We start from the raw sequence: 25,362 nt of genomic DNA on the forward strand, positions 1-25,362 counted from the left end.
GTAAGTCCTAAACAAATGAGTAAGCTAGTCATCTTCAGCTTGTTGGGAGGAGATTTAAATCAAGGATTTCCTGTTGTCACAGCTCAACTTTGGCATCATAACCAATTATTTAAAATAACAGGGAGTCTGCCAGCAGTACCAAAACTCAGCGAACTCTACAGAAGGTGGCATTTACTGTATGAAGCTGTCCATCAACGTTTGGGCAGCGATCAACGTATAAAAGTACATTCACAAGATATTACTAATATTTCTGTGAATGACTTCGATGAAGTGTGTCATCAGTTACAAGCACATATCAATGCTTGGTTGAAATCTGAGTCCTTCCAAAATATTGAGCGACAGTTAAGAACTCTACTCAGTCGAGATGATGAAATTAGAGTTATTTTTGAAACAAATATAGCTTTACTACATCGGTTACCTTGGCATCTATGGAATTTTTTTGAGGATTACCCGAAAGCTGAATTAGCTTTGAGCAATCATGAGTATGCATCTGTTCAGGTAGTGCGAAATTCTTCCACAGGTAAAGTCAAGATTTTAGCAATTCTAGGTAACAGTTTTGGTATTGATATTGAGAAAGACCGCTGTTTGTTGCAAGGTTTAACAGATGCCCAAACCACGTTTCTTGTTGAACCAACACGCAGAGAACTTGATGAGCAACTGTGGAATCAGGATTGGGATATTCTGTTTTTTGCAGGACATAGCGCTAGTATTGCAGATGGAGAGTTCGGCGAAATTTACATTAATCAAAGCGAGAGTTTAACAATTTCCCAATTTAAGAATGCACTAAAAACAGCAATTGCACGCGGTTTAAAACTGGCAATTTTCAACTCCTGTGATGGAATTGGTTTGGCACGAAATTTAGCTGATTTGAATATTCCCCAAATGATTATGATGCGGGAACCAGTACCAGATTTAGTCGCACAGGAGTTTTTAAAAAACTTTCTTGTCGCTTTTGCGGGTGGGAAGCCATTTTATCTGGCTGTACGAGAAGCGCGGGAAAGACTTCAGGGGTTGGAGAATGACTTCCCTTGTGCTAGTTGGTTACCACTCATCTGCCAAAATCCTACAACTGTTTCGATAACTTGGCAAGAACTGCGCGGTGGTTGGAGTGACACCGAGACTCGCGGCGAAGTTTCGACGAAAAGCACAATTTCGACCCCTAAGACGAAAAGCACAATTGCGACTCGAAAGACCAAACTTTGGACTGTACTATTTAGTAGTGTTATTGTGACTCTTTCAACGATAGGTCTAAGGTACTTAGGGGTTTTTGAGAAACTCGAACTGCAAATCTTTGACCAAATGCTACTCCTGCGACCAAAGGAAGAGTTAGATCCAAGGTTGCTCGTTGTTGAAATCACAGAAAAAGATATTCAATCCCGACAAGAGATGACTCAAGGACTGAAATCGATTTCTGATAGTACGTTAGCTAAACTACTCAACAAATTACAAAAGCATCAACCGCGAGTCATTGGATTAGATATTTACAGAGATTTTGCTGACCCCCCAAATAAATCAAAGCCGATACAACTTGCAACTGAACTGAGCAAAGAAAATGTTGTTGTTGTCTGCAAAGGCAGAGATCGTAAACACGATCCTCAAGGTGTTAAACCACCTCTTGGAGTCCCTGTAGAACGTCAGGGTTTTACTGATGCAATCCAAGATCCAGATGGTATCGTCCGTCGTCAAATTTTGATGATGGCACAAGAGCCTTCGTCTGTTTGTACAACGCCTTACTCACTTTCGTTGCAATTGGCTGCTCGTTATTTATCTTACAAAAATATTCAACCTGATTTAAATGAAGATTATGTAAAGTTTGGCTCTAAAGTCTTTAAACGCTTAAAGCCTGGTCGTAGTGGTGGCTATCAACAAGGAGTTAATTTAGGCGGAATTCAAATACTTGTTAATTACCGTAATGCAGATTACCAAAGAGTTTCTTTGGAAGATGTATTGAGTGATAAAGTTAACTCTGATTTGCTCAAAGATAAGGTAGTTCTCATTGGAGTGACAGCTAACACTATCAGCGATACTTGGTCAACTCCCTACTCTGCTGCACAGCAACCTTACGAGGAAACGCCAGGCGTATTTATACAAGCGCAAATGGTCAGCCAAATTCTGAGTGCTGTTTTAGACGAACGTCCAATTCTTCGGGTTTTGCCTTTTTGGTGCGATATTCTCTGGATATGGGGATGGTCGAGTGTGTCTGGTTTGATTGTTTGGCGTGTGCGATCGCACTCAGATAAGGGATGCGCCATATTTGCGATAGTTATCATTTTATATGGAGTTTGTGCGATCGCTCTCTGCGCAGTGCCTTTAGGGGCGATCGCACTTTTAAAACAAGGAGTATGGTTACCATTTATTCCCTCAACTTTTGCTGTGGTTGCAAGCGGCGTTGTTGTGTTGTTTATTCAAAGTCGTCGGGAATTTCCCACTATTTCCCACCCATCAGTTGAATAAAACGACAAGAGCAAACCAATTCATCAGTAGAGAGGTTTACGAGCGGACAAGCAAGGTTGGTAAATTCACATCTTGCATTTGACGGTTAACTTAATATATTTTTACCTAATTCCAACCGCATTATACTTGACAAAAATGCCTACTTTGGATTTATTTGATTGGTTTTTTACAAGTCATACCAGTAGCTAGAAATTTATTGATATCCAAAGCTTGTGCATAAGTTGATTTTGCTAATACCTATATTCTTAATTGAGGATTCAGTCGCTAAATTTCCTTTTTTATAGGAGAGTGCAATGTCTGGGGTATCTAAATATTTGTACTGGTGGCATTTAGGAATTGTGATTGGGAGTGCGATACGCGTTTGCGATAGGCTACGCCTATCGGGGCTAGCGTCAAGCCAGAGGCTTATCGGCGCAGCCGTGTTGCAGACACTCGCCTTATATACAAATAGCGCTATCGCCCAAATTACGCCAGATGGCACTCTGCCAAATAATTCCAATGTGCAATTAGAGGGTAACACCAGAATTATTTCGGGTGGAACGCAAGCCGGAAGAAATCTTTTCCACAGTTTTTCCGAATTTTCTGTCCCTACTAACAGCACGGCTTTGTTTAACAATGCCGCAGATATTCAAAATATTATTAGTCGGGTAACGGGTAATTCTATTTCTAATATTGATGGGTTAATTCGCAGCTTAGGTACGGCGAATCTGTTTTTGATGAATCCTAACGGCATTATATTTGGTCAGAATGCTCGGTTAGATATTGGCGGTTCTTTTTTTGCCACATCTGCTAATAGTATGAAATTTGCCGATGGGTTTGAGTTTAGTGCTACAGCTCCCCAAGCTACACCACTGCTGACTATCAGTGTGCCGACTGGATTGCAATACGGAAATAATGCGGTCTTTCATGGCAGCAAGTATTCTGGGAAAGGGAAATGCGGGCACTATTACGATTAACGCTACAGATTCTATTTCCTTGGATGGACTGAATCGAAAAGGATTTCCGGGTGGAATTTACAGCGAAGTGGCTAGGGGGGGTGTGGGCAAAGGGGGCAACATTAATATTAATACGCGATCGCTTTCCGTTACTAATGGCAATGGGGGTAACATCAATATCTTTACGCGATCGCTCTCTTTAACAAACGGTGCTGCGGTGAGCACCAATACCCTTGGACAGGGAAATGCCGGAAACGTGAAGATTACTGCTACTGATAACATCTTGATTGATGGAGCGAGCAGTAATAGTTTGCCTAGTGCAGTCAAGAGCGTTGTGGAAACTGGATCTGTGGGTAATGGGGGCGAAATAGATATCACATCTAGGTTGCTCCAAGTCACTAACTTTGGTGAAATATCCAGCAGTAGTGAAGGAAATGGAGCCGCAGGCAACATGACATTAAATGCTCGCTCTATCCGTTTAAACAACTTAGGCTTACTCAACGCCAGTACACGCAGCTCCAAAGTTGACCCTACTAGGGAACAGGCGACAATTAACATTAACTCAAAAGATTTGATCATGACTGGCAATAGCAACATCAGAACCGATGCCACAGGAGCAAACGTTATCGGCGGCAACATCAATATTAATGCCGATATCCTGGCTGGCTTTGAAAATAGCGACATCACTGCCAACTCTGCTAACTTTCGTGGTGGTAATGTCACTCGCTAGCCCCTAAGAGGGGCGCTACGCAAACGCTCAAATTCGCTCATTCGCTCATTCAAAATTAAGAACCACCAAAATAAATTTAGGGGCTTGAAACAAGGACGCCGTTTTCCGCACTTCGTGCCGCTCCGCTAACGCGCTATGCGTCTTTTGAAAACATTTTTTACATTCTCCATACCATAAGTTGGGGGCTTGTATCCTTTTCTTTTTCGGTCATAATTAATACCAAAGGTATCTTTGGCATTCAGTTTCGGGATATACCTTCCCCAAACACAAGCGACATTACCGCCACTGGAGCAACTCGCCAGTTGAGCGGTAATGTGCAAATCACTACACCTGATGTTGACCCGACTAGCGGTTTAATCGAACTCCCAATTAATCTCGTTGATGCCTCGCAACAAATTTCCACCGCCTGCACTCCCGGAAGTCCGCAATTCCAGAGTTCCTTTGTGTCAACAGGACGTGGTGGACTACCGATGAGTCCCACTGAACCATTACAAGATACAAGTACTTTATCAGCCTGGGTGAGATTAAAACCAAAACCAGCAAACTCTGCTAAAACAACAATTTCGCCACAACCAACAGCAGTCTCAAATACGACTAAAGTTGCTGCTGCACCTCAAATTGTAGAAGCTACTGGTTGGATAGTTGATAGCAATGGAAATATAGAACTCGTGGCGCAATCTCCTCAAGTCACTTCTCACAGTTCTTGGCAAACACCTGCTTCTTGTCAAAATTCAAAATGATTCATTGCTGTAAAAGCGATTATCAAGGTTACTTGTATAGCAGTCGTAAATCATTCCTAACGACAGCTTGTTGTGATCTAACGACAATTTGTGCGTTAGGAACGCACAAATTGTTGTGGAATAGCGATCTGCCGAAGGCAGCAGCGTTTGCGCAGCGCCCCCTAAGGGGCTAGCTATCGCATCCAAATGCGAGTCCTCTGAAAAATACCTCTTTGTACGAAGTCTTTCTGAGTGCAGCGTCTGTTGCGCACCCATTGGGTAGAGTAGCATTTGTAACATCTGGCACTATTCTTAATAAGCTCAAAGAAACCGGGTTTCTGTACGAAAAATCAAGGTTTTGACTCTAAGCCGTTCTCAAGAAACCCGGTTTCTGACAAGAGTGCAAGATCTAAGATCTCCAAGATTCTGATAGCAAATCTAGACGCCTGCGGTGTATCGCAATCACAAAATGTTTTTGCTACCCCTATAAATGGATGAAAGTGCATAAGTCGATCGCCCTAACATCTATATTCTTAATTGAGGCTTCACTCGCTGAATTTCCTTTTCTACAGGAGAGTCCAATGTCTGGGGTATCTATACGTTTTTACTGGTGGCAAGGTCTAGGAATTGCGATTGGGAGTGCGATAGTCTTATTATATGCAAATAGCTCAGTTGCTCAAATCACTCCAGATGGCACTCTGCCAAATAATTCCAACGTGAAATTAGAGGGTAATACCAGGATTATTTCGGGTGGAACGACAAGAGGCGCTAATCTGTTCCACAGTTTCTCTGAGTTTTCTGTTCCCAGTGGCGAGACAGCTTTCTTCAATAATGCACTCGATATTCAGAACATTCTGACACGGGTAACGGGTAAGTCTATCTCTAATATCGATGGTTTAATCAAATCTAACGGCACAGCCAATCTGTTTCTGATTAATCCAAATGGCATTGTCTTTGGTCAAAATGCACGGTTGGATATTGGTGGTTCGTTTGTTGCTAGTACCGCTAGTAGCTTGAAATTTGGAGATGGCTTTGAGTTTAGTACGACCACTCAATCTACACCCCTGCTGACTATCAATGTACCTATTGGTTTGCAATTTGGATCAAATCCAGGAAAGATTGAGGTAATTGGCGATAGTGAACAGATAAGGGACTTTCAAGACCCTATTACTGATACCATATCTGAGTTACGGGTGCAACCGAATCAAACCTTAGCATTGGTAGGGGGTGATGTTTCCTTAGGCTCTGCAACCCTAAAGACGGCAAACGGAAGGATAGAATTGGGGAGTGTAACAGGGAATAGTCTAGTCAGCCTCACATCTACAAATCCCGGCTGGTTATTGGGTTATCAAGGCATTACCAATTTTCAGAACATTCGTCTGACTGATGGTGCCAATATCGCAGTCAATGGTGACGGCAAAGGAAGTATCGCCATTAACGCTAACAATATTGATATTCACTCTGGTAGCAATATTAAGGCTGGTATCGATACAGGTTTGCAATTTTTGGGTACTCAAGCAGCAGATATTACGCTGAATGCCAGTGGTATTATTTCAGTTGATAACGGGATAATTGCCAATGAGGTAGGAGGAATTGGCAATGGTGGCAATATCAACATTACAGGGCGATCGCTATTTTTAAGCAATGGCGCTGTACTTTCTACAAATAGCTATGCACAAGGAAACGCTGGCAATATCATAATTAATGCAGACAACGCCGTTTCTCTAGATGATGCAGGCAGTACTAGAGGATCCGCTATTTCCGCAAACTTAGTAGGAACAGGCAACGGGGGCAAAATCGCCATCAATGCACCAAAACTATCTTTATCAAATGGTGCTACTGTGGTTGCTCACACTGAGGGGCAAGGAAATGCTGGTAGTATCCAAATGACTGCCACTGAGGACATCTCAATAAATGGGGTAGGCACTGGTGTGGGTAGCCAAGTATTTCCTGGTGCAGTTGGTAATGGTGGCGCAATTACTATGAATGCACCAAAAATATCTTTATCAAATGGTGCTACCATAGTTGCTCACACTACTGGGCAGGGAAATGCTGGCAATATCGAAATGACTGCTGTTGATCGCATCTCAATAAGTGGGATAAACTCTGGCGTGGGAAGTCAAACGTTTGCTGGTGGTGTTGGCAACGGCGGCAAGATCGCCATTAATGCACCAAATGTGTCTGTATTAGACGGTGCTGCCATCATAGCTCACACTCATACCCGAGGAAATGCTGGCAGCATAACGATTAATGCAAATAAAGTTATCTTAGATGGAGTAGCAAGCAATAATGGGGACGCTAGTGGTGTAGGCAGTGCAACCTTTGAGTTTGCGCGTGGGAACGGCGGAGAGATTATCATCAATACTGGCTCGCTAGCTGTTACAAATGGTGCATCAATATTGGTCAGTAGTGTTGGAGAAGGAAATGCAGGAAGCGTGACGATTAATGCTACTGGTGCAGTCTCCTTTGATAGTAGTGCAAATGAACGTTACAGTAATGCTTTCAGCAGCATAGAACAAGGATCTACGGGCAACGGGGGAGAAATCAAGATTACAGCGAATTCATTAAATGTAAATAATGGAGCTATTATCGGTGCTAACACGAGTGGGCAAGGAAATGGTGGGAATATCAAAATAAACGTCAGCACTTTGGAAGTCCGAGATGGCGGACAAATCGTCACAACGAGTAGCGATCGCGGCAATGCAGGTGAAATTTCAGTAAATGCAACTGACAGCATTACCATTAGTGGTAGCGATCCGACTTTTCCTGAGAGATTGGCACTAATTGGTAGACGATTTGTGCGGGGTCAAGGTGCTGTCAGTGGTATATTCGCTAACACAAATGTCAACTCTACAGGTTCTGGCGGTAATATCAATGTCACGACGCAACGCTTGTCTATCAACGAGGGTGCTCTCATAAATGCCACCAGTCAAGGAACTGGAGTGGCGGGCAACATAAACGCTAAAGCTCGCTCTATCCGCTTAGACAACAACGCCACCATCAGTGCTGACACCCGAAGCATCAACACTGACCCCAACAAACCACAAGCAACTATCAACATCCGCTCTAGAGACTTGATATTACTTCACAGCAGCAACATCACCACCGACGCCAAAGGCGAAAATGTCATCGGTGGGGATATCAACATTAACACCAACATCCTTGCAGGATTTGAAGACAGCAATATCACTGCCAACTCTACTAACTCGAGAGGCGGTAATGTCGAAATTAACGCTAAAGGTATCTTTGGCATCCAGTTCCGGGATGTACCTTCTCCGAACACAAGTGACATCACCGCCACAGGGGTAAATCGCCAGTTGAGAGGCAATGTAGAAATCACTACACCTGATATTGACCCCACTAACGGTTTAATCGAACTCCCTACTAATCTCGTTGATGTTTCGCAACAAATTTCCACCGCTTGCACTCCTGGAAGTCGGCAATTCCAGAGTACATTTGTGTCAACAGGACGCGGCGGATTACCCATGAGTCCCACTGAACCATTACAAGATACAAGTACTCTATCAGCCTGGGTGAGATTAAAACCAAAACCAGCAAACTCAGCTAAAACAACAATTTCCCCACAACCAACAGCAGTCTCAAATACGACCAAAGTTGCTGCAGCGACAACTCAAATTGTGGAAGCCACTGGCTGGGTAGTTGATGGTAATGGGAATATAGAACTCGTGGCGCAATCTCCTCAAGTCAACCCTCACAGTTCTTGGCAAACACCTGCTTCTTGTCAAAATTCAAAATGATTCATTGCTGTAAAAGCGATCGCGCCTTGCATCTCGAACTGACTGGGCAGGACATTAAGCGTGTGGTTGAAGGCGATAAACCTCTGGCTTTAGCTTTTGCGTATCGCATCCGAATGCGAGTTCTCTGAAAAATAGTAATCTTATGAGAGCAACTCATACTAGTAGCTAGAAATTTTCTAATATCCAAAGCTTGTGCATAAGTCGATCGCCCTGACATCTATATTCTTAATTGAAGCTTCACTCGCTGAATTTCCTTTTCTACAGGAGAGTGCAATGTCTGGGGTATCTATATGTTTGTACTGGTGGCGAGGCCTAGGAATTGTGATGGGGAGTGTGATAGTCTTGTCTGCAAATAGCTCTGTTGCCCAAATCACGACAGATGGCACTCTCCCAAATAATTCCAATGTGAGATTAGAAGACAACACTAGAATCATTGAGGGTGGAACCGCAAGAGGTGCTAATCTGTTCCACAGCTTCTCTGAGTTCTCTGTCCCTACTAACAGCACAGCTTTCTTCAATAATGCAGCAAATATTCAAAATATCTTGACACGAGTCACAGGTGGGTCGATTTCTAATATTGATGGCATCATCAAAGCTAATGGTACAGCCAACCTTTTTCTGATTAATCCAAATGGCATTATCTTTGGGCAGAATGCAAGGTTAGATATTGGTGGTTCTTTTGTTGCGAGTACCGCTAGTGCAATAAAATTTAAAGATAACTTTGAGTTTAGTGCAAAAAATCCTCAGTCAGCACCCTTGTTGACGATAACCGCGCCTGTGGGATTGGGTTTGGGCAATAATCCAGGAGAAATCAAGGTTAATGGATTGGGGCACGACATTGTATATAACGATATCAAAGAGGAACAACCTCGTCCCCGTGTGACAAGCGGCGTTTCAGGATTGGAGGTTCAAGAGGGTAAAACGTTAGCACTGGTGGGAGGTAAGGTATCCCTTGAAGGTGGTATTCTCAAGTCACCAGAAGGACGTATTGAAATCGGCAGTGTTGGTAGCAATGCGAATGTAAGTCTCGTTTCAGTATCAGAAGGTTGGAAGCTGAGTTATCAAGGCATGACTAATTTTGAAGATATCCAGTTTTCTGGTAAAACGTTTGTCGATACCACAGGAGATGGTGGTGGTTTTATTGCGATCGCTGGCAAAGACATCAATATCACTGGACAATCGATTGTTCTATCTGATACCTATGGTGACCGTAATAGCGGTGAAATCAGCGTTCTCAGTGACAACAATATAACAGTCAATGAGTCAGATCTGAGCACGAACACCTTCGCTTCCGGTAATGCTGGACCAATTCAGCTAGTTGCCAAGAAATCGATTTTTCTAGAAAATAACGGTAGTGCAGGCAATCATACAGAAGGAACGGGAGATGCTGGAGAAATCACCCTCAAAGCAGGTTCTATTGTTGTCAAAAATGACAGTGGACTAGGCAGTAATACTTATAGTGAAGGAAATGCCGGACGTATAAAGGTTGAAGCGAATTCTCTACGGATTACTGAACAATCTGGTTTTAGTACTTTCTCTCAAGGAAAAGGTAATGCTGGGGAAATCAACATTACTGTAGATGGCGAGTTGGTACTGAGTAATGGAGGAGGGTTCGGGAGTCAAGCCTATAAAGCAGGTGATGGTGGAAAAATTAACATCACTGCAAATTCTTTCTTGATTGAAAAGAATTCAGGGTTTAGTACCGACACGGAACCAGGTAGCTCAGGTAACGCTGGAGAAATCAGCGTTAACACAAATTCTTTTGTCATCCGCGAAAGCTCTGGTGTAAGTAGCAACACTTCAGGCACAGGGAACGCTGGAAAAATCAGCGTTAACACAAATTCTTTACTACTAGAAGAAAATGTGGGACTCGATAGCTTTGTAAAAAAAGATAGCAGTGGTAATGGTGGAGAGATAGATATTAAGGCAGGTTCTTTGACCGTTCAAAAAGAATCTCGCATAACAACAAACTCTGAAGAAGGTGGAGGTAATGCTGGAAAAATCAGCATCACAGCACAGTCTTTGCTAGTTCAAGACTTTGCGGGAATCAGTAGTAATACGGAGCAAAGTAGTAAAGGTAATGGCGGAGAAATTAAGGTTGATACAGGCTCCTTAACGATTCAAAGGAACGCAGGTATAAACACTAGCTCTTCAAATACGGGTAACGCAGGAAAAATTAGCATCACAGCACAGTCTTTGCAGATCCAAGACTCTGCAGGAATTGGTAGCAATACACAAAAAAGTAGCACAGGTAATGGTGGAGAAATCACGGTTAATGCAGGCTCCTTATTGATGCGTAATAATGCGACTATAAATAGTGGTACAGAGGCAACGGGAAGTGCAGGAAACTTGACTGTAAGAGCAAATAACTTAGTTCTTGAGAATAATGGCAGATTGCAAGTTGAAAGTACTGGTACTGGGAATGCTGGTACTTTAAATATTACAGCAGATAACATTCGGCTTGATAAACAGAGTCGAATCAGTGGAAGTACTACCTCTGGGAATGGGGGCGACCTCATACTAAACGTTACTGACTTATTGCTACTTCGCCGCAACAGTCAAATATCTGCTACCGCAGGAACTGAAAATCAAGGAGGTGATGGTGGTAACATTACTATCAATGCCCCGAATGGTTTTATTGTTGCTCCTCCCAAAGAAAATAGCGACATTACTGCTAATGCCTTCACAGGCAAAGGTGGTCGAGTTCAGATTAACGCTAAGAGTATCTTCGGAATTCAGCCTCGTTCTCGGTTGACACCGCAAAACGACATTACTGCCAGTTCTGAACGTGGAATTAGTGGTACGGTGGAAATCAACACACCTGATATAGACGCCACTCGCGGCTTCATCGAACTCCCAACAAATCTTGTTGATGTCTCAGGGCAAATTTCCACCGCCTGCACTCCCGGAAGTCGGCAAAGCCAAAGTTCTTTTGTGTCAACAGGGCGCGGCGGGTTACCCATGAGTCCTACTGAACCATTACAAGATACAAGCACTCTATCAGCCTGGGTGAGATTAAGACCAAAACCAGCAAACTCAGCTAAAACAACAATTTCCCCACAACCAACAGCAGTCTCAAATACGACTAAAGTTGCAGCGGCGACTCCAATTGTGGAAGCTACTGGTTGGATAGTTGATAGCAATGGGAATATAGAACTCGTGGCGCAAACTCCTCAAGTCAGCCCTCGCAGCCCTTGGCAAACACCTGCTTCTTGTCCTGTTAAGGACTATCAAAAATTGTAAGGAACTGTTAATGTCTGCCAAAGATATATGATCCCGTTGAAAAGGTAATTGTGCAATGGCAAAAATAGAACAGTATCGGCAATTTATTCAAAGTCTACTTACAAAATATGCTGACAATACATCTAATAGTGATGTTAGTGATGTGGAAGTTCAACTAATATTCGATACAGAGCGAGATCATTATCAATGGATGAATGTAGGCTGGCGTCAGCTTGACCGGATTTATCGCTGCATCATCCATTTTGACATCAAAGATGGCAAGATTTGGATTCAACAGAACTTGACTGAAGTAGATCTCGCTGAGGAACTCGTCCTTATGGGGGTTCCAACAGAAGACATTGTTCTGGGTCTCATCGCTCCCTATAAGCGGCAATATACTGGATTCAGCGTAGCTTGAATGACGAGTGCTTATTCGAGATTCAAGATGACATTGACGAACTATATGCCCCAGTCCTGTTTTTGACTGAGGCTATTTTTTCAAATACCCAAAAATCAGCCCCACAGCCTTTAGCAAACACCTGCTTCTTGTCCTGCATCTCGCTAAGGTATGAAATATGCATCCATTTGCGCTGACCAAGCGACTCGTTAGATTTGCGGTGACTCATGTAGTCCTATTTACCCTTGCTTTTTCCCTAACTATTATCCCCAGCACATTCGCCAAACAACCCCAGATAAATTCAGGAGACAATTTTCACACCCAAACCACCAAACCCTCAACCACTACACCACAGCAACTTGTCTCTCAAGGAGAAGCGCTTTATCAAGCAGGACGCTTTGCTGAAGCTGTAACTGTTTTACAACAAGCTGTCCGCATCTATCAGAAAGAAGGCGAGATCCTCGCACAAGCCGCAGCACAAACAAATCTCTCTCTAGCCTTCCTTGCACTCGGCTCATGGAAAGAAGCGTCAAAAGCCATCAACACCAGCTTAAATCTACTTGGCTGGGATGAGAACAATCAAAAGTTAAATGTCAACAATCCAAAGTCTGAATTATTGGAAGTTCTGGCACAAACTCTAGAGATTCAAGGCGGACTGCAACTGTCACAGGGACAAGCAGATGTATCTCTAAAAACATCACAACAAGCAGAGGAAATTTGGAAGCGCTTAGGTAAACAACACAGTGCTGGAGTGACGCGCAGCCGCATCAACCAAGCACAAGCGTTGCGAGTTTCTGGTTTTTACCGTCGTAGCTTAGACATATTGAATACAGTCTCCCGACAGTTACAAACCCAACCTGACTCACTTGAAAAAGTAACTGCTTTACGCACGCTTGGTAATGCCCAACAACAATTAGGTGATTTAGAACAATCAAAAGAAAATTTACAACAAAGCTTAGAAATTGCTCAACGTCTGCAACTGCCCCAAGAAATTAGTCTGACAGAATTTTCTCTAGGTAATACTGCTAGAGCTAATGGTAACAGAGAAAATGCGATCGCTCATTATGAAAATGCAGCTTTAATTGCACCAAACCCACTCACCAAAGTTCAAGCCCAAATCAATCAACTCAGCTTGCTTGTCGAGAATAAGAATACAACAGATGTAGAACGACGGGATGCAACATCTCAACTAATCTCCACAATCCAATCTCAATTAGCAACTCTACCGACAAATCAAGCTGGTATTTATGCACGTATCAATTTTGCTCGCACCATAACCAAAATTGGTGACAAACGAAACATCGCAGAAATTCTAGCAAGCAGCGTTCAACAAGCCAAAACCATAGGTGACGAGCGTGCCCAATCCTATGCACTAGGTAGTTTAGCAGAAGTCTATGAGCAAAACAAGCAATGGCAAGAAGCGCAGAATTTGATGCAGCAAGCGTTGTTTATCGCACAAAAAATCAATGCTTCAGATATAGCTTATCGTTGGGAGTGGCAGTTGGGACGCTTGCTCAAAGTACAGGGAAATATTTCGGGAGCGATCGCCGCTTATGATAGCGCAGTCGCAACTCTTCAGTCTCTCCGCAGTGACTTAGTAGCAGTTAACCGAGAGGTGCAGTTTAATTTTCGTGATAGTGTAGAACCAATTTATCGCCAGTCAGTAGAACTGCTTTTACAACAGAAAGGACAAGGAAAACCTGATTTAGATAAAGTCCGCAAGCGAATTGAAGCCTTGCAACTAGCAGAACTAGATAATTTTTTCCGAGAAGCTTGCTTGAGTAACCAATTTGTGGTATTGGACAAAGTGGTAGACCGTGATCATCCTAATACTGCTATTTTTTACCCCATTATTCTAGATAACCAGTTAGAAGTTATTTTCAAACTTCCCAACCAACCGTTAATGCGTAAAACTTCTGTGGTGAATCGTCAGGAAGTAGAGCAAGTCATTACACAAATGCGAGAGACGATAGTCGAACCCGATGCTAGTAAGAAATTTCAGGAAGTTTCCCAAAAGCTTTATGATTGGTTAATTAAACCAGTTGAAGGTGACCTCAAAAATAGTAAAGTGAATACTCTAGTTTTTATTCCAGACGGGTCACTACAAAACATCCCAGTATCTGCATTGTATGATGGCGCATTGTATTTAGTCCAGAAGTACGCTGTAGCCATTAGCCCAGGATTGCAACTCTTTACCCCCAAACCTCTAGCACAGGCAAAGTTAAATGCCCTTGCTGGTGGACTATCGCAACCACCCAAGAACGAAAAGTTTCCACCGCTTCCCAACGTTAAAGTTGAACTGAAATCAATTCAGCAATCGGGCGTCTCGACAACGACATTATTGGATGAAAATTTCAAAAGTACAACTTTAGGAAAAAGCATCAACTCCCAACCTTTTAGAGTCGTTCACCTGGCAACTCACGGGAAATTTAGCTCTAAAGCCAAAGACACTTTCATCTTAGCAGCCGATGGACGTATCAATGTGAGTGAATTAGATAGCTTGCTCAAAAGTAGAGAGCAAAAACGAACAGAACCAGTTGAATTACTTGTTCTGAGTGCTTGCGAAACAGCAGCAGGAGATAACCGTGCTGCATTAGGATTAGCAGGAGTTGCTATTCGAGCTGGGGCGCGGAGTACTTTAGCGTCCTTATGGCAAATTGGTGATGACTCTACTGCTTTGTTTATTAGTGAATTCTACCGTCAGTTAACAACTGGTAAAACTACAGCAGAAGCTTTACGCTCTGCTCAATTAAAGCTGCTGTCTGGTACTGAATACACTCGTCCTCTTTACTGGGCACCTTATGTATTAGTTGGCAACTGGTTGTAGAGAAACAGTTATCAGTTATCAGTTATCAGTTATCAAGGAAGCGCAGTATCAGTTTGAAGAAGAATTCAGCAATTGGTGCAATTCTTGATTCACCAAGGAAGAAATAAAAAATTGCGACTTCTGGCTCCTGACTCGGTGACTCCTTCACTGTGTACTGTGTACTGTGTACTGTGTACTGTTTACTGTTATTTCACCAGAGGAGCCGTAGCAATATTATCTAAATTGACCGATCGCAATAAACTTTGCCAATCTTCAGCAACAGATGCATCATTAAAATTCTTCTGGCGCATTTGTGCCAGCATAGTCAGAGAATCAAACCAAATACCATTAGCTGCATAAATTGTAGCCTTTTGCCTTGGATCAACTGCTGCTTCTAACTGCTGCACGACACGAGAATCCAAGTTGACTCTTTGAATGTCTCCTTCTACATAAATAGGAACACTGGCTGTTTGTTGTTGATTGCAACGGACTTTTAAATACCAGCGATATGTTTTCCCGACTTGCAAGGATGCATTGGATGAGAGAGAAACACCTATGATGCCAGGTTTTGGAGGAAGTGCGATCGCATTTCTATAGATATCGTTTCCCGCACTATCCTGTAAAATAAATTCAGCACTAGCTGTTAAATCATTGGTGTAGGGAACATAAAACCAAAACGTTGGTTGTTCAGAGGTGGTTAACCCCTCCACAATCCCCAAAATTGGTTTGTCTGTCTGTTTGCTAACCTTTTGTTCCTCTCGTAACGGTACTAAAGCCGTGAGTGCGGTTGGAACTGTAGGACAATTATCCCGGCTACCCATTCCTGCTCTACGCCCAGATACAGGACTTAACCGAGTGGGTGTCTTTGGGAAAACAAAAACTGGTCGAGAAGTACGTTGTTGAGGTGAAGTCTTATCTTTAGTTGGTTGTACAGGCTGCTTGGTTGTTGCTGGTTGTTGAGTTTGGGCTGTTACCTTTGCTGGACAATAGATGACGCTGCTCAAAATCAGAGCGATTGTTAGCATCCATTTCATAGGGTACGTACGCTTACAGCTATCGTTAGCATAGCATGGTGCGGATTTAACAGTACACAGTACACAGTGACCAGTACACAGTACACAGTAAACAGTACACAGTGAAGAATTCAGGAGCGGAGCCACCAGCCCTATGCCTACGGCACGGCTACGCAAGAGCGGGTTCACAGTCGCCTGTTGTCGGGAAACCCTACCAAGAGCGCTGCTTCACCGCAGAGCCTCCGGTCAGCAATTCTTGATTCAGAATAAAGAAATAAAGAATCCAGCATTTCCTCCTGACTCCTGATTCCTGACTTCTGAGTTCTTTCTGATAACTGATAACTGATAACTGATTCGGTCAAAGCCAATTACCTAGAAGAACATAAGGTGACCAATACATAGGACGTCTATACTTAGGATTATGTAAAAGAGCTAACTGGGCGCGACGAAGTGCCTCGGCTTTCGTGAGTTTTTTGTTTGCTAACTCTTGGTAAAATTTACTCATCAACACGGCGGTAGACTCATCATCCAAGTTCCACAGAGAAGCAATAGTACTACGTGCTCCCGCTCCAAAAGCGATACCAGCAATTCCCAATCCTGCTCGCTCATCTCCAGCAGCTGTTTGACAAGCACTCAGGATAAGTAATTCAATAGCTTCAGGTCTGTTTAATTCTACAGTTTGCACTAGCTTATTCAACTGCTTGACATAAATACGTTCATCCCAAGCAACAATAAATGTCTCTTCAGCTTTGGAGCTAAATTGACCATGAGTTGCAAGATGAACAACTGGGAAAGGTAGAGAATTAAGTTTTTTTTGCAAAGCCGATCTTGTAAATTCTTGATTGAGAAGTATGCTACTGGGTACCTGAGAGCGGATTTCGTTTAATTCACGCTTCACGTTGTCTAGTGCAGAAAATCCGGAACGTGGTTCAGACAATCCTGCAGCTATTGTCTTTAATTCTTTCCGTAATGGTTTAGGTGAAATCAGTTGCAAACTGGGGGTCAGTGCAATGCTATACTTCTCAATCAAATACTGTTTGCCGTCGTAGAGAGCCGCCATTGGGATATTCCGCAACGAACCATCTGGCACAAATGCCAAAGTCGAAATTTTACTATCAGCCAAGACAGCTTTAGCAGGTTTAATCAGCCAGTCATAGACCTTTTGGGATAAGAACTGAACCTGTCGCAGTGTGTGGGGCTTTGTTAAATTTTCCCGTAATTGTTTTAAAGTACTTTGCACTTCTTTTTCACCTACAGCAGTGGTGTAGTGCTGCCAGCCTCTTTGTGGTAACTGGAGGATAACCTCTAATCGGTCTGGCAAAATAAATGGATAGAGAACTGCTGCTGCTGTGATTTTGTCTTCTTTTTGACTTTGAATCTGAGCATTTAAACAGGTGTTGCGAAAAAAGTTGTCAAGTTCTGCGACTTGCAGCTGTTCTATTGTTTCACGAGCTTTTTCGATATTTTTTTGACTTGGTGGAGAATTACCCTCAGGTTGCAAAAGCAACTCTACTAACTCCCGATATACAGGTTCAACTTCATACCGAAAGGAAAATTTCACTTCAGGATTGACAGCAACTAAATCGTTACGTAAGGCTTGGAGGTTGTTAACTGCTTCTGTGTAAGCGGCGGTAGCCCCTTTGATATCTCCCTTAGCTTTCAGCAAACGTCCCAACTGCCATTGCCATTGATAGATAATATCTTTAGCATCAATCGCTTGAGCAATTAGCAAGGCTTGCTGGGTGAGGTTTTGAGCATCAGATTTTTGTTGGGTTTGTTCGTACACTCCTGCTAGAACACCAACAGCATAAGATTCTGTTCGTTTGTCTTGCAAGCTTCTTGCTTCCTGGATAGCAGTTGATAGTAGTTGGGCAATATCCAACCATTCGGGAGTCTGTGCAGTAGTTTTTTTTCTAAATTGCGTTAGACTCTGAGCAAAGTTGATGCGAGCAGAAATTGCTGTGCGACTGGGGGGTAAGTCGTTAAGTTGAGTTAGAATTTGGGATGATAATGTTGGGAAAGTTTGGAATTGATTGGTTTCCAGCAATAGTCTTAGTTGATTGACTTGAGCTTGGATACGCGTAGTAGGTAAAATGCCAGTTTTGGCAGCTTTTTGATAGAAATCTATTGCTTGTTGGGTATGTTGTAGGGCGCGAGCTGTGTTGCCTAGACTTATTAAAATATCACCTATTGCTTGCGTATCTGACAATGAGTCAGCAACTTCTAAACTTTGCTGCAATATCTGCTGAGATGTTTCTAAATCTCCCGTGACTTGCAAGACATTACCGAGACTACGCAGTGCTGTAACTTTAACAGGTGAGTTGGGTTCGCTTTCTAGAGTCTTGATACTTTGAGTTAACGTCTTCTCAGCTTGACGATAAAACCCTAAAGCTTGTAATGCTTGAGCTTGGTTGATGCGGTTACGAATAACTGCGTTTTTGTCTTTGATTTTTTCGTAAATCTCAGCACAGAGTCGCCAAGTCTTTAAGGCATCTTCAGCTTGAGAAAGAGCCAATTGCAGACGACCTTTGATATCTAGGACTTGAGCTAAAATTTGAGAGTGCTCTAAAGTCTTTCTATTTTGTGAGGTTTTTATCAGATGAAGACTTTGGGCGTCAAGCGAAGCGATCGCCTTGCTAATCGCACTTTCTGCATCAGTCCACTGTCCAAGTTGCTGATAAGCTAATGATAGATTCCCCAGTGTTATGGCAAGTCTGAGTTCATCTCCATTCGCTTTGAATGCAGAAGTAGCTTGTTGCCAAATTGCAATTGCTTGGGCAAACCGTTCAGCTTCATAAAGTTTTTTCCCTTGTTCAAGCAGGTTTTGGGCATTGGGCAAGGCTTGAACAGCTGAGATTTGTGCAGTCATATGTGCAAAAGTGGGGGGCAATAATCCCGCGCCCAAGAACATAGCCAATAGCAGCAGTACACTTAAAAAGCGTTTGATTCTGCGGAATCTGGATTTTTTTTTGACCATGTGATTGCAGTTCCTTGCCCTCATTTGCACCACGTCTTTGCTAACTGGAGTTTAGGCGATAGCTAGCCCCTTAGGGGGCCTGCGCTAACGCTGCTGCCAAAGGCAGATCGCTACTTAATAACCTATTGTCCATTTATCCTTGCTTAACGCGCAAAAGCTAAGTCGCGAATGAGTGGGACTCTCGAACCAATATAAGCACTCATGATACTGATTTCTTCATCGTTAAGTCGTTTCCTGTTTTTCAGCAGTCTGATTAACTGCTGGACTAGTTCTGCATCGCTGAAGTTTAGAAGAGTACTGGTTTGAGTTTCTTCAATCACAGACCAGATGTAACGTAACATTGATGAGTTCATAGGATATACCTCTTTTGTAGATACTCGCTCTTAGTGTGAGCACACATTAGTTTTTTTAAGAATCTAAAGAAAATCTTAAAACTAAAATCTTAAGAAAAGATTAAAATTTACATAAATTAATTAGATGAAAATCTAATTACAAATGCATGAACCCCCTTAAGATAAACCAAAAGGGGGCTATTTCGTTCCCAAAGGCAATCTCTTCAAAAGTGCCAGGGCAGTTTTAGGGTTAGTTGCTGTGCTCATCCCCAGAAAGAGTGAGGAAAGATATTTTTCCACACTCTCATACACTCTCTGACTTTCTCACTTCTGTTTTTGGTCAGAGTAGCTTTATAAGAAAGTTAGCACTGTACAAAATCCATTCAGCCTTATCGACGCAAGTTTAATAGTTCTTCAGGAGAAGCCAGCATGTCGATCGCCAAGAAGAAAATTTTGCCTTCGGGATTGATTAAGAAGCGCCATCCGATGTTCATACCAATTTGAACACCGAACCAAGGCGTTTGGACTTTACCTGTAACTTTGAGCTGCTTAGAGCCATCTGGTAGAACCTCAGATATACCTCCAGAAGGCATAATATTGAGTCCCTGTGCTTCTGCACGCATATAAGCACCAATGGCTTCACGACCAACAATCGGCTTTTGGAATGGTGGTTGCAGGGCACCATCAGGAGTAAATAGAGCCAAAGCAGCGTCAAAGTCGTCTTTGTTCAGGGCTTCAATATATTTCAATACTGCAGGTTCTGTGACGCCTTCGATAGTGATCGCAGTAGGAGCAGGCTGCTCGCGTGCGAACAAAGGTTCTGCTTCTGTTGGATACTTACTAGGAGCAACCTCCTCCTCAAATCCCATGTCTACGACAGTGTTACGAAGTACTGTGATTTGCTGACCTGGATCGAGTTTCTGGATTGCTTCTAGCACTACTCTGACGCCACCACTCATTTGATATCCAGGGGGAATAGGAGCGACTAAGCCCTGTTTCATCAACTCTCCTAGCTCGTACCAGAAAGCTAGCTTGGTGTTCACACTGAAGTTTGCATAGGAACGACCGATAGGAGTGTCAACACGGTTAGCAAGATCCCTCATGACTTGCGTTTGCTCGTCATTAGACATCTGCTTAATTTGATTTAGCATTCCTTCTGCAAACTGTAGGCGTGCAGCACCAGGAGCAGCGGGGGTGATGGTACGACCTAGTTCAGCGTAGGCGTACCAGAGTAATGCCAGTTTATCGTCAACGTTGAGTTGATCGAACAGCGCTATGGTGGCTGGAATCGGACTAGGAACTCGAGTGCTAGAAAAAATGGTTTGAGCGGACTCGATAGAATAAGCCATCGTCTGAATCTCCAGGTCTATTTGTATTTAATTGCTCAAAATGTACTTTTTCGGATCTCCACACTAAGACAGGCTTGCAGTCCTTCCCATCAAGCTGTATTCAGTAAGAATGCAGCTTAACTAGAAGTGATGCAATTCTGGTCTTGGCGCTTGTAAAGGTTGAATTTTTTTGTGTTGCAGTGAAGCCAGCCCGTGGGTTTTCTAGCTACTACATCAGTTAATGGTAGTTGGCAGTGATGACCACCTTAGTCATTAATGACGTAACTGTGTGTATTGATGAAAACTTTTTCCACATGGTTAAGCTATCACGTTAAATAATGTAACAAATACTGCGATTTTTGTAAAGTTTTTTAAACAAATATGATAAATTTGTCTATTAACAGAGTCCTATAAGGAACTTTTATATATCCAGTTCAATTGCCTGCTGTCTTTAGAGCCACTCCAAACGCCGACGGGTGATTTCTGAGAGAATATTGTAAAGCTTAACAATACTTGGATATACTTAGTCAAGCTATTGAGTACAGAAAAAATGCTTCTATCCTTTTTGCCTCTTGCACTAATAAGACATCGGGGTTAACTTCTTCAACTACCTCTTTTTGAGCCAAGAAGCGGCAGTCACTCGCTCCGCTCAAATTCAAAGTATGCCTACGGCACGCTGCGCTAACAAAATTCACGCATTCACGCATTAAAGACAATCGGTGGGGGCGGTGAGTACCCACCACCGATTTCAGACCGCTCTCCACTTCGTTTTCAGCGGGAGCCTGTACTCAGAATTATGAAATTTAAACCCCGTCCTTAAGGACGGGGACTTCAATTCAAAAATTTTTCTCTTCTTCATTTTGAACTTTGAATGAGCGAATTTTGAATTCAAAAAAGGTCATCCGTCCCATCAAATCCACCAAACAAGGTGTTGTAACTCAGCACTTTCATACCGATATTCTCCCATACATCAATAGAATGGAGCTGTTCGTAATTTGTGCAAGCCATCTAAGCTTGATTTATCGCTTGAAAAATCTCCTCAGCCAGAGCACAATTAAAACTCCCAACAATAGCCAGAGAACACCAATCGCCCCAGCAGCAATCCAATTTTTTGGTTTACCCTGAGACTTCATTGCTTCTGCTTTCTCCCGACACTCAGCCAAAACATGGGTCGGAATCAGCTTAACCACTATCCAAATTCCCACCGGCACTAGAATCAGATCATCAAGGTACCCCAGGATGGGAATGAAGTCTGGAATTAAATCAATTGGACTAAAAGCATAGGCAACAATCACAACGGCTAGTAGCCTTGCATACCAGGGAGTTCTGCTATCTTTACTCGCTAGATAGACTGCATAACCCTCATTTTTCAGTTTCCTGGCTAGTTGTTTAAGTGAGTGCATTGTTTAGAGTTAAGTTAGAGTAGTGTTTGATTATCCTAAACACTACTCTACAGGTGTCCGCTTTCGACCCAAGCATGCCAACCCTCTTTGAAGCCATAGAAAACAATCACCAATCCAGCAACAGCGTCAGCCCACCACCAGCCCAAGAAGGTCACCACTGACTACATCACAGTTCGTTGCTACCGTAAGTGGAGTTGATTTTACCTTCAATAGAAAATGCGATTGGCAATGTGAAGTGAAACTCACTGCCCTGATTTTTCCCTGCAGATACAGCCCAAATCTCTCCCCCTAGTCTTTGAATGATTTGACGACAAATTGCTAAACCCAATCCAGTACCGCCAATTGTGCGTCGTAGAAAACCTTCTGCTTGATAAAAGCGTTCAAAGATAGCTTCTAGCTGATTTGGCTCAATTCCTCGACCTGTATCTGCAATGATCACTTCTAACATCTTTTTAAGCTGAGGCTGACTCTCGGAAACAAAAGAAGTCACTGAAGTCACTGGCTCAGTTTCAGGATTAAGAGCTTGGGTACGAATTGTCACTGTACCATCTGGATTGGTGAATTTAAAAGCATTATCCAGTAATTTTGTCAAGACTTCTATAAGTCCTTCCCCATCAGCTTGTACCAAAGGTAACTCAGGTGGTAACTCCAGAACAATTTGGGGTGAAGACTGCGCCAAAGAGCGTTCTTTGAGGCTGCCCAGAACTAAATCCAGGCAAGTTTTGAGGGAAATTGACTCCACATGCCAGCGCGTTGAACCTCCTTCTAAACGAGAAAGGGTGATAAAATCCTGTATCAACCGGCGCATCCGCTCAGAATCACCTAATGCCGTTTCTAGCATTGACTGCTGAAACTCTAATGGCATTTCAGGTTCGCTTGCTAAACTCTCCAAACAAACTTGGATGGTAGATAGAGGAGTCCGCAACTCATGTCCCACAATCGCAATCAGGTTGCTTTGTGTACGCTCTAAAGCTGCCAGTTGCTGATTAAGAGTTTCCAGGTTGTGGTAAGCTTGAGCTTGGATGAGGGTAGCTCCGACTTGAGTGGCGATCGCCTCTACCAATGCTCTGTCAGACTGACTCCAAACATAAGCAGAGTCACCACAGTGGTGCAGTTCCAATATTCCTAACCAAGTTTGATGATAGCGGATTGGTACCAGAAGACACGAGCGAATAGAAGCTTGTTGGAATTGAGCACTTAAATCGGGATATGCTTGTATACCCAAATCTTGTGTGGTGTCGGCGATGGCGATACTTCCAGAGAAAGTTACTCCTTGGGCTAAAGCCCGTTCACCAGTCAAAGCAGCTTCAAACAGTGGGTGATTTGCCAAAGACCAAGTTTTTCCCAATAGAGTTGGAAGTCCCAAAGCAACCCATTCATACTCAATAGGTGCTGACACTTCAGAAGGATGATAGCGGTAAAGAAGACAGCGACAAGGGCTAAACAGTTGTCCTAATTCTTTAACTGTAATCTGAAAAATCTCTTCCGGTTTTAAAGAACTACGGATAGCAGCAGTGATCACATTAATAAGGCGCTCGTTGCGCTCCTTTTTAGTTATAGTACGATAGGCTTTGAGCTGCTTGTATTGGCTAGCTTGCAAATATGTTACCAGACAGTCTGTAAACAGTCTGACATCAACTTCTGGTACTCGCTCAGTTTTCACATCAGACAAAGTTTTGCTTTTGAAACCGTAGCGTTTTCGTGCTTGTTTCAGGCTTGCCGCTAGTTCCGGTCGATAAACTAAAATCTTATCCAGTAAAAGTTGGGCTGCAATCATGCTAACCTGACGGTCAAAAGTCCAAATTCCTTTAAACTGTCTGGCTTGGTCTGATGATACCATGTCTACCGGGGAAGCAAATTCAAGAGCAACTATGCAGGCAGCATACTTCTGACCAATGATAATAAGATGCCACTCCTGCGCCAAACTGTCATCAGGGTCAAAAGAAATAGTCGTATAAGGAGTTGAAGCCGCCATAAAATCAGATTCTGGTGCAGCCAAGACATAAACCTGATCTGTGTGTTGGGCAATTCGCTGATAGCGACGACTCTCCTGCCGATAAAAGCGCTCTTGCTGAAAATTTGCTAGAACCAGTGGTTTATCTGTCCCTGCGAGTACAAGGTCTTCCATTGCGTGAGAAAGAGCTGTTAGGGAAGTCTTGAAATAGACTTTAGGATGGAGATGTGGTATTATTTTGAGTAAATCCTGCAATATAGAATCTGAAGTCTTCATAACCGATAAACACTGGATTTCCCTTCATCCGCTCATTTCCAGTCAAAATTGGAGGAGTTCTAAACAGCGTTAGCTCCCCTAAACATAATGTCCTATAATTATAGTTATCATCGCTGTTTATTAACGACTGTTAACTAATGGCTGTAAACAAGCATGTTCTATTTGGGCATCATGTAAATCAACTCCATCCAAGTTGATGTTGCTAAGATCAGCGTCGCGCAGGATGGTTCTAGACAAAATGGCTTTAGCTAAATTGGCGTTGTACAAATCTGCCTGACTCAAGTTTGCACCTGTCAAGTTTGCCTTGCTCAGATTCGCACCTGCTAAGTTGACACCAGTAAGGTCAGCATAACGCAGATCCGCACCCTCCAAATTTGTATAGCTCAGATCAGCGTCGCGCAGATTGGCTAACCGCAAGTCTGCTTTAGTAAGGACAGCCTTGTGTAAATCCACTTGAATGAGGTTTGCCCGAATCAAAGAAGCTTTGGTGAAATTCGCCCAAATCAAAATCGCTTCAGTAAAATTGACTCTCCACAAAGTTGCTTCCATTACAAAAGCTTCACTTAAATTGGCTCCACGCAAAGAAGCACCTGATAGATTTGCCCCACTCAGATCTGCCTGACTTAGGTTGATTCCTGGTAAAGCAAATTCGCTGAGGTTAGATTGCCGCAAGTTCGCTCGCAAAAAATCCCTGTTACCTGCAGCATAGTTTATGAGAAGTTCATCAGTATCCATGATCATATTATTGATTTCACAACCAGAACAGAAGCGGTATGATTGGGAGATAGTGATATCCATCTGCTTCCGCAGGAGACAGCGTTTCCTAGTACCTTCTCAAGAACCTTCTACATCAAAAGCATGTTGTGTTAAAGCCTTCGATTTTCAAATCGTTGAAATTCTACAAAGAACTCAACATTCACTGTTGGGAGTCCAATACTTTCTATGTTAAGCGGAAAGCACAGTTCGGATTGACTCTCAGTATGACTAGAAAAGTTAGGTGAGGCTCAAGCCTCAGAATCTCTCATGACTGAGAAATATGATATCAGACCAGTAATAGA

16 protein-coding genes are annotated in these 25,362 nt (G+C 42.9%); 9 read left to right on the forward strand and 7 right to left on the reverse strand.

Translation table 11 applies throughout. The features are described 5' to 3' along the window. Positions 1-15: 15 nt before the first annotated feature. The 9 genes from DP117_RS11150 to DP117_RS11185 all read left to right on the forward strand — a co-directional run bounded on the left by DP117_RS11150 (position 16) and on the right by DP117_RS11185 (position 15,042). A complete protein-coding gene (locus DP117_RS11150; RefSeq protein ID WP_169218375.1) occupies positions 16-2,454 on the forward strand; it encodes a CHASE2 domain-containing protein in 2,439 nt (812 codons plus the stop codon). A 293-nt stretch (positions 2,455-2,747) separates the two neighbouring features. Then, positions 2,748-3,410 carry a filamentous hemagglutinin N-terminal domain-containing protein gene (locus DP117_RS11155; RefSeq protein ID WP_169218376.1) on the forward strand — a complete coding sequence of 221 codons (663 nt, stop codon included), beginning with the start codon at positions 2,748-2,750 and terminating at the stop codon, positions 3,408-3,410. Next, a complete protein-coding gene (locus DP117_RS11160) occupies positions 3,361-4,119 on the forward strand; it encodes a hypothetical protein (protein WP_169218377.1) in 759 nt (252 codons plus the stop codon). The genes DP117_RS11155 and DP117_RS11160 overlap by 50 nt, the downstream gene beginning before the upstream one ends. Before the next feature lie 314 nt (positions 4,120-4,433). Then, positions 4,434-4,859, forward strand: coding sequence for an S-layer family protein (locus tag DP117_RS11165; protein WP_169218378.1), 426 nt, complete (start codon positions 4,434-4,436; stop codon positions 4,857-4,859). A gap of 560 nt (positions 4,860-5,419) precedes the next feature. Then, entirely contained in the window at positions 5,420-8,596 is a 3,177-nt protein-coding gene (locus tag DP117_RS11170; RefSeq protein ID WP_169218379.1) for an S-layer family protein, read from the forward strand. Continuing rightward, complete coding sequence (locus tag DP117_RS36945; RefSeq protein WP_282440272.1) at positions 8,593-8,724, forward strand: hypothetical protein; 132 nt, start codon at positions 8,593-8,595, stop codon at positions 8,722-8,724. Before DP117_RS11170 ends, DP117_RS36945 begins: the two co-directional genes overlap by 4 nt. Positions 8,725-8,869: 145 nt before the next feature. Continuing rightward, positions 8,870-11,839 carry an S-layer family protein gene (locus tag DP117_RS11175; RefSeq protein ID WP_169218380.1) on the forward strand — a complete coding sequence of 990 codons (2,970 nt, stop codon included), beginning with the start codon at positions 8,870-8,872 and terminating at the stop codon, positions 11,837-11,839. Positions 11,840-11,894: 55 nt separating this feature from the next. Then, entirely contained in the window at positions 11,895-12,236 is a 342-nt protein-coding gene (locus DP117_RS11180; protein ID WP_169218381.1) for a XisI protein, read from the forward strand. Between the two features lie 157 nt (positions 12,237-12,393). Then, positions 12,394-15,042, forward strand: coding sequence for a CHAT domain-containing protein (locus DP117_RS11185; protein WP_169218382.1), 2,649 nt, complete (start codon positions 12,394-12,396; stop codon positions 15,040-15,042). Between the two features lie 185 nt (positions 15,043-15,227). Here DP117_RS11185 and DP117_RS11190 read toward each other — a convergent pair whose 3' ends face one another. The 7 genes from DP117_RS11190 to DP117_RS11220 all read right to left on the reverse strand — a co-directional run bounded on the left by DP117_RS11190 (position 15,228) and on the right by DP117_RS11220 (position 25,039). Then, the gene (locus tag DP117_RS11190) at positions 15,228-16,046 is read right to left on the reverse strand and encodes a DUF928 domain-containing protein (protein ID WP_248277621.1); all 819 of its coding nucleotides are present in this window, start codon (positions 16,044-16,046) and stop codon (positions 15,228-15,230) included. Positions 16,047-16,392: 346 nt separating this feature from the next. Continuing rightward, positions 16,393-18,903 carry a CHAT domain-containing protein gene (locus DP117_RS11195; RefSeq protein ID WP_348982999.1) on the reverse strand — a complete coding sequence of 837 codons (2,511 nt, stop codon included), beginning with the start codon at positions 18,901-18,903 and terminating at the stop codon, positions 16,393-16,395. A 251-nt stretch (positions 18,904-19,154) separates the two neighbouring features. Further along, complete coding sequence (locus DP117_RS11200; protein WP_169218385.1) at positions 19,155-19,364, reverse strand: hypothetical protein; 210 nt, start codon at positions 19,362-19,364, stop codon at positions 19,155-19,157. Positions 19,365-19,732: 368 nt separating this feature from the next. Further along, positions 19,733-20,692: an orange carotenoid protein N-terminal domain-containing protein gene (locus tag DP117_RS11205; RefSeq protein WP_169218386.1), complete on the reverse strand. Its 960-nt coding sequence runs from the start codon at positions 20,690-20,692 to the stop codon at positions 19,733-19,735. A gap of 998 nt (positions 20,693-21,690) precedes the next feature. Next, positions 21,691-22,074 (reverse strand): YkvA family protein, encoded by a 384-nt coding sequence (locus tag DP117_RS11210; RefSeq protein WP_169218387.1) that lies wholly within the window; start codon positions 22,072-22,074, stop codon positions 21,691-21,693. Positions 22,075-22,240: 166 nt separating this feature from the next. After that, the gene (locus DP117_RS11215; protein WP_169218388.1) at positions 22,241-24,304 is read right to left on the reverse strand and encodes a DICT sensory domain-containing protein; all 2,064 of its coding nucleotides are present in this window, start codon (positions 24,302-24,304) and stop codon (positions 22,241-22,243) included. A 120-nt stretch (positions 24,305-24,424) separates the two neighbouring features. Then, entirely contained in the window at positions 24,425-25,039 is a 615-nt protein-coding gene (locus DP117_RS11220; RefSeq protein WP_169218404.1) for a pentapeptide repeat-containing protein, read from the reverse strand. Positions 25,040-25,362 lie beyond the last annotated feature (323 nt).

Source organism: Brasilonema sp. UFV-L1, from assembly GCF_012912105.1.
Classification (GTDB): Bacteria; Cyanobacteriota; Cyanobacteriia; order Cyanobacteriales; family Nostocaceae; genus Brasilonema.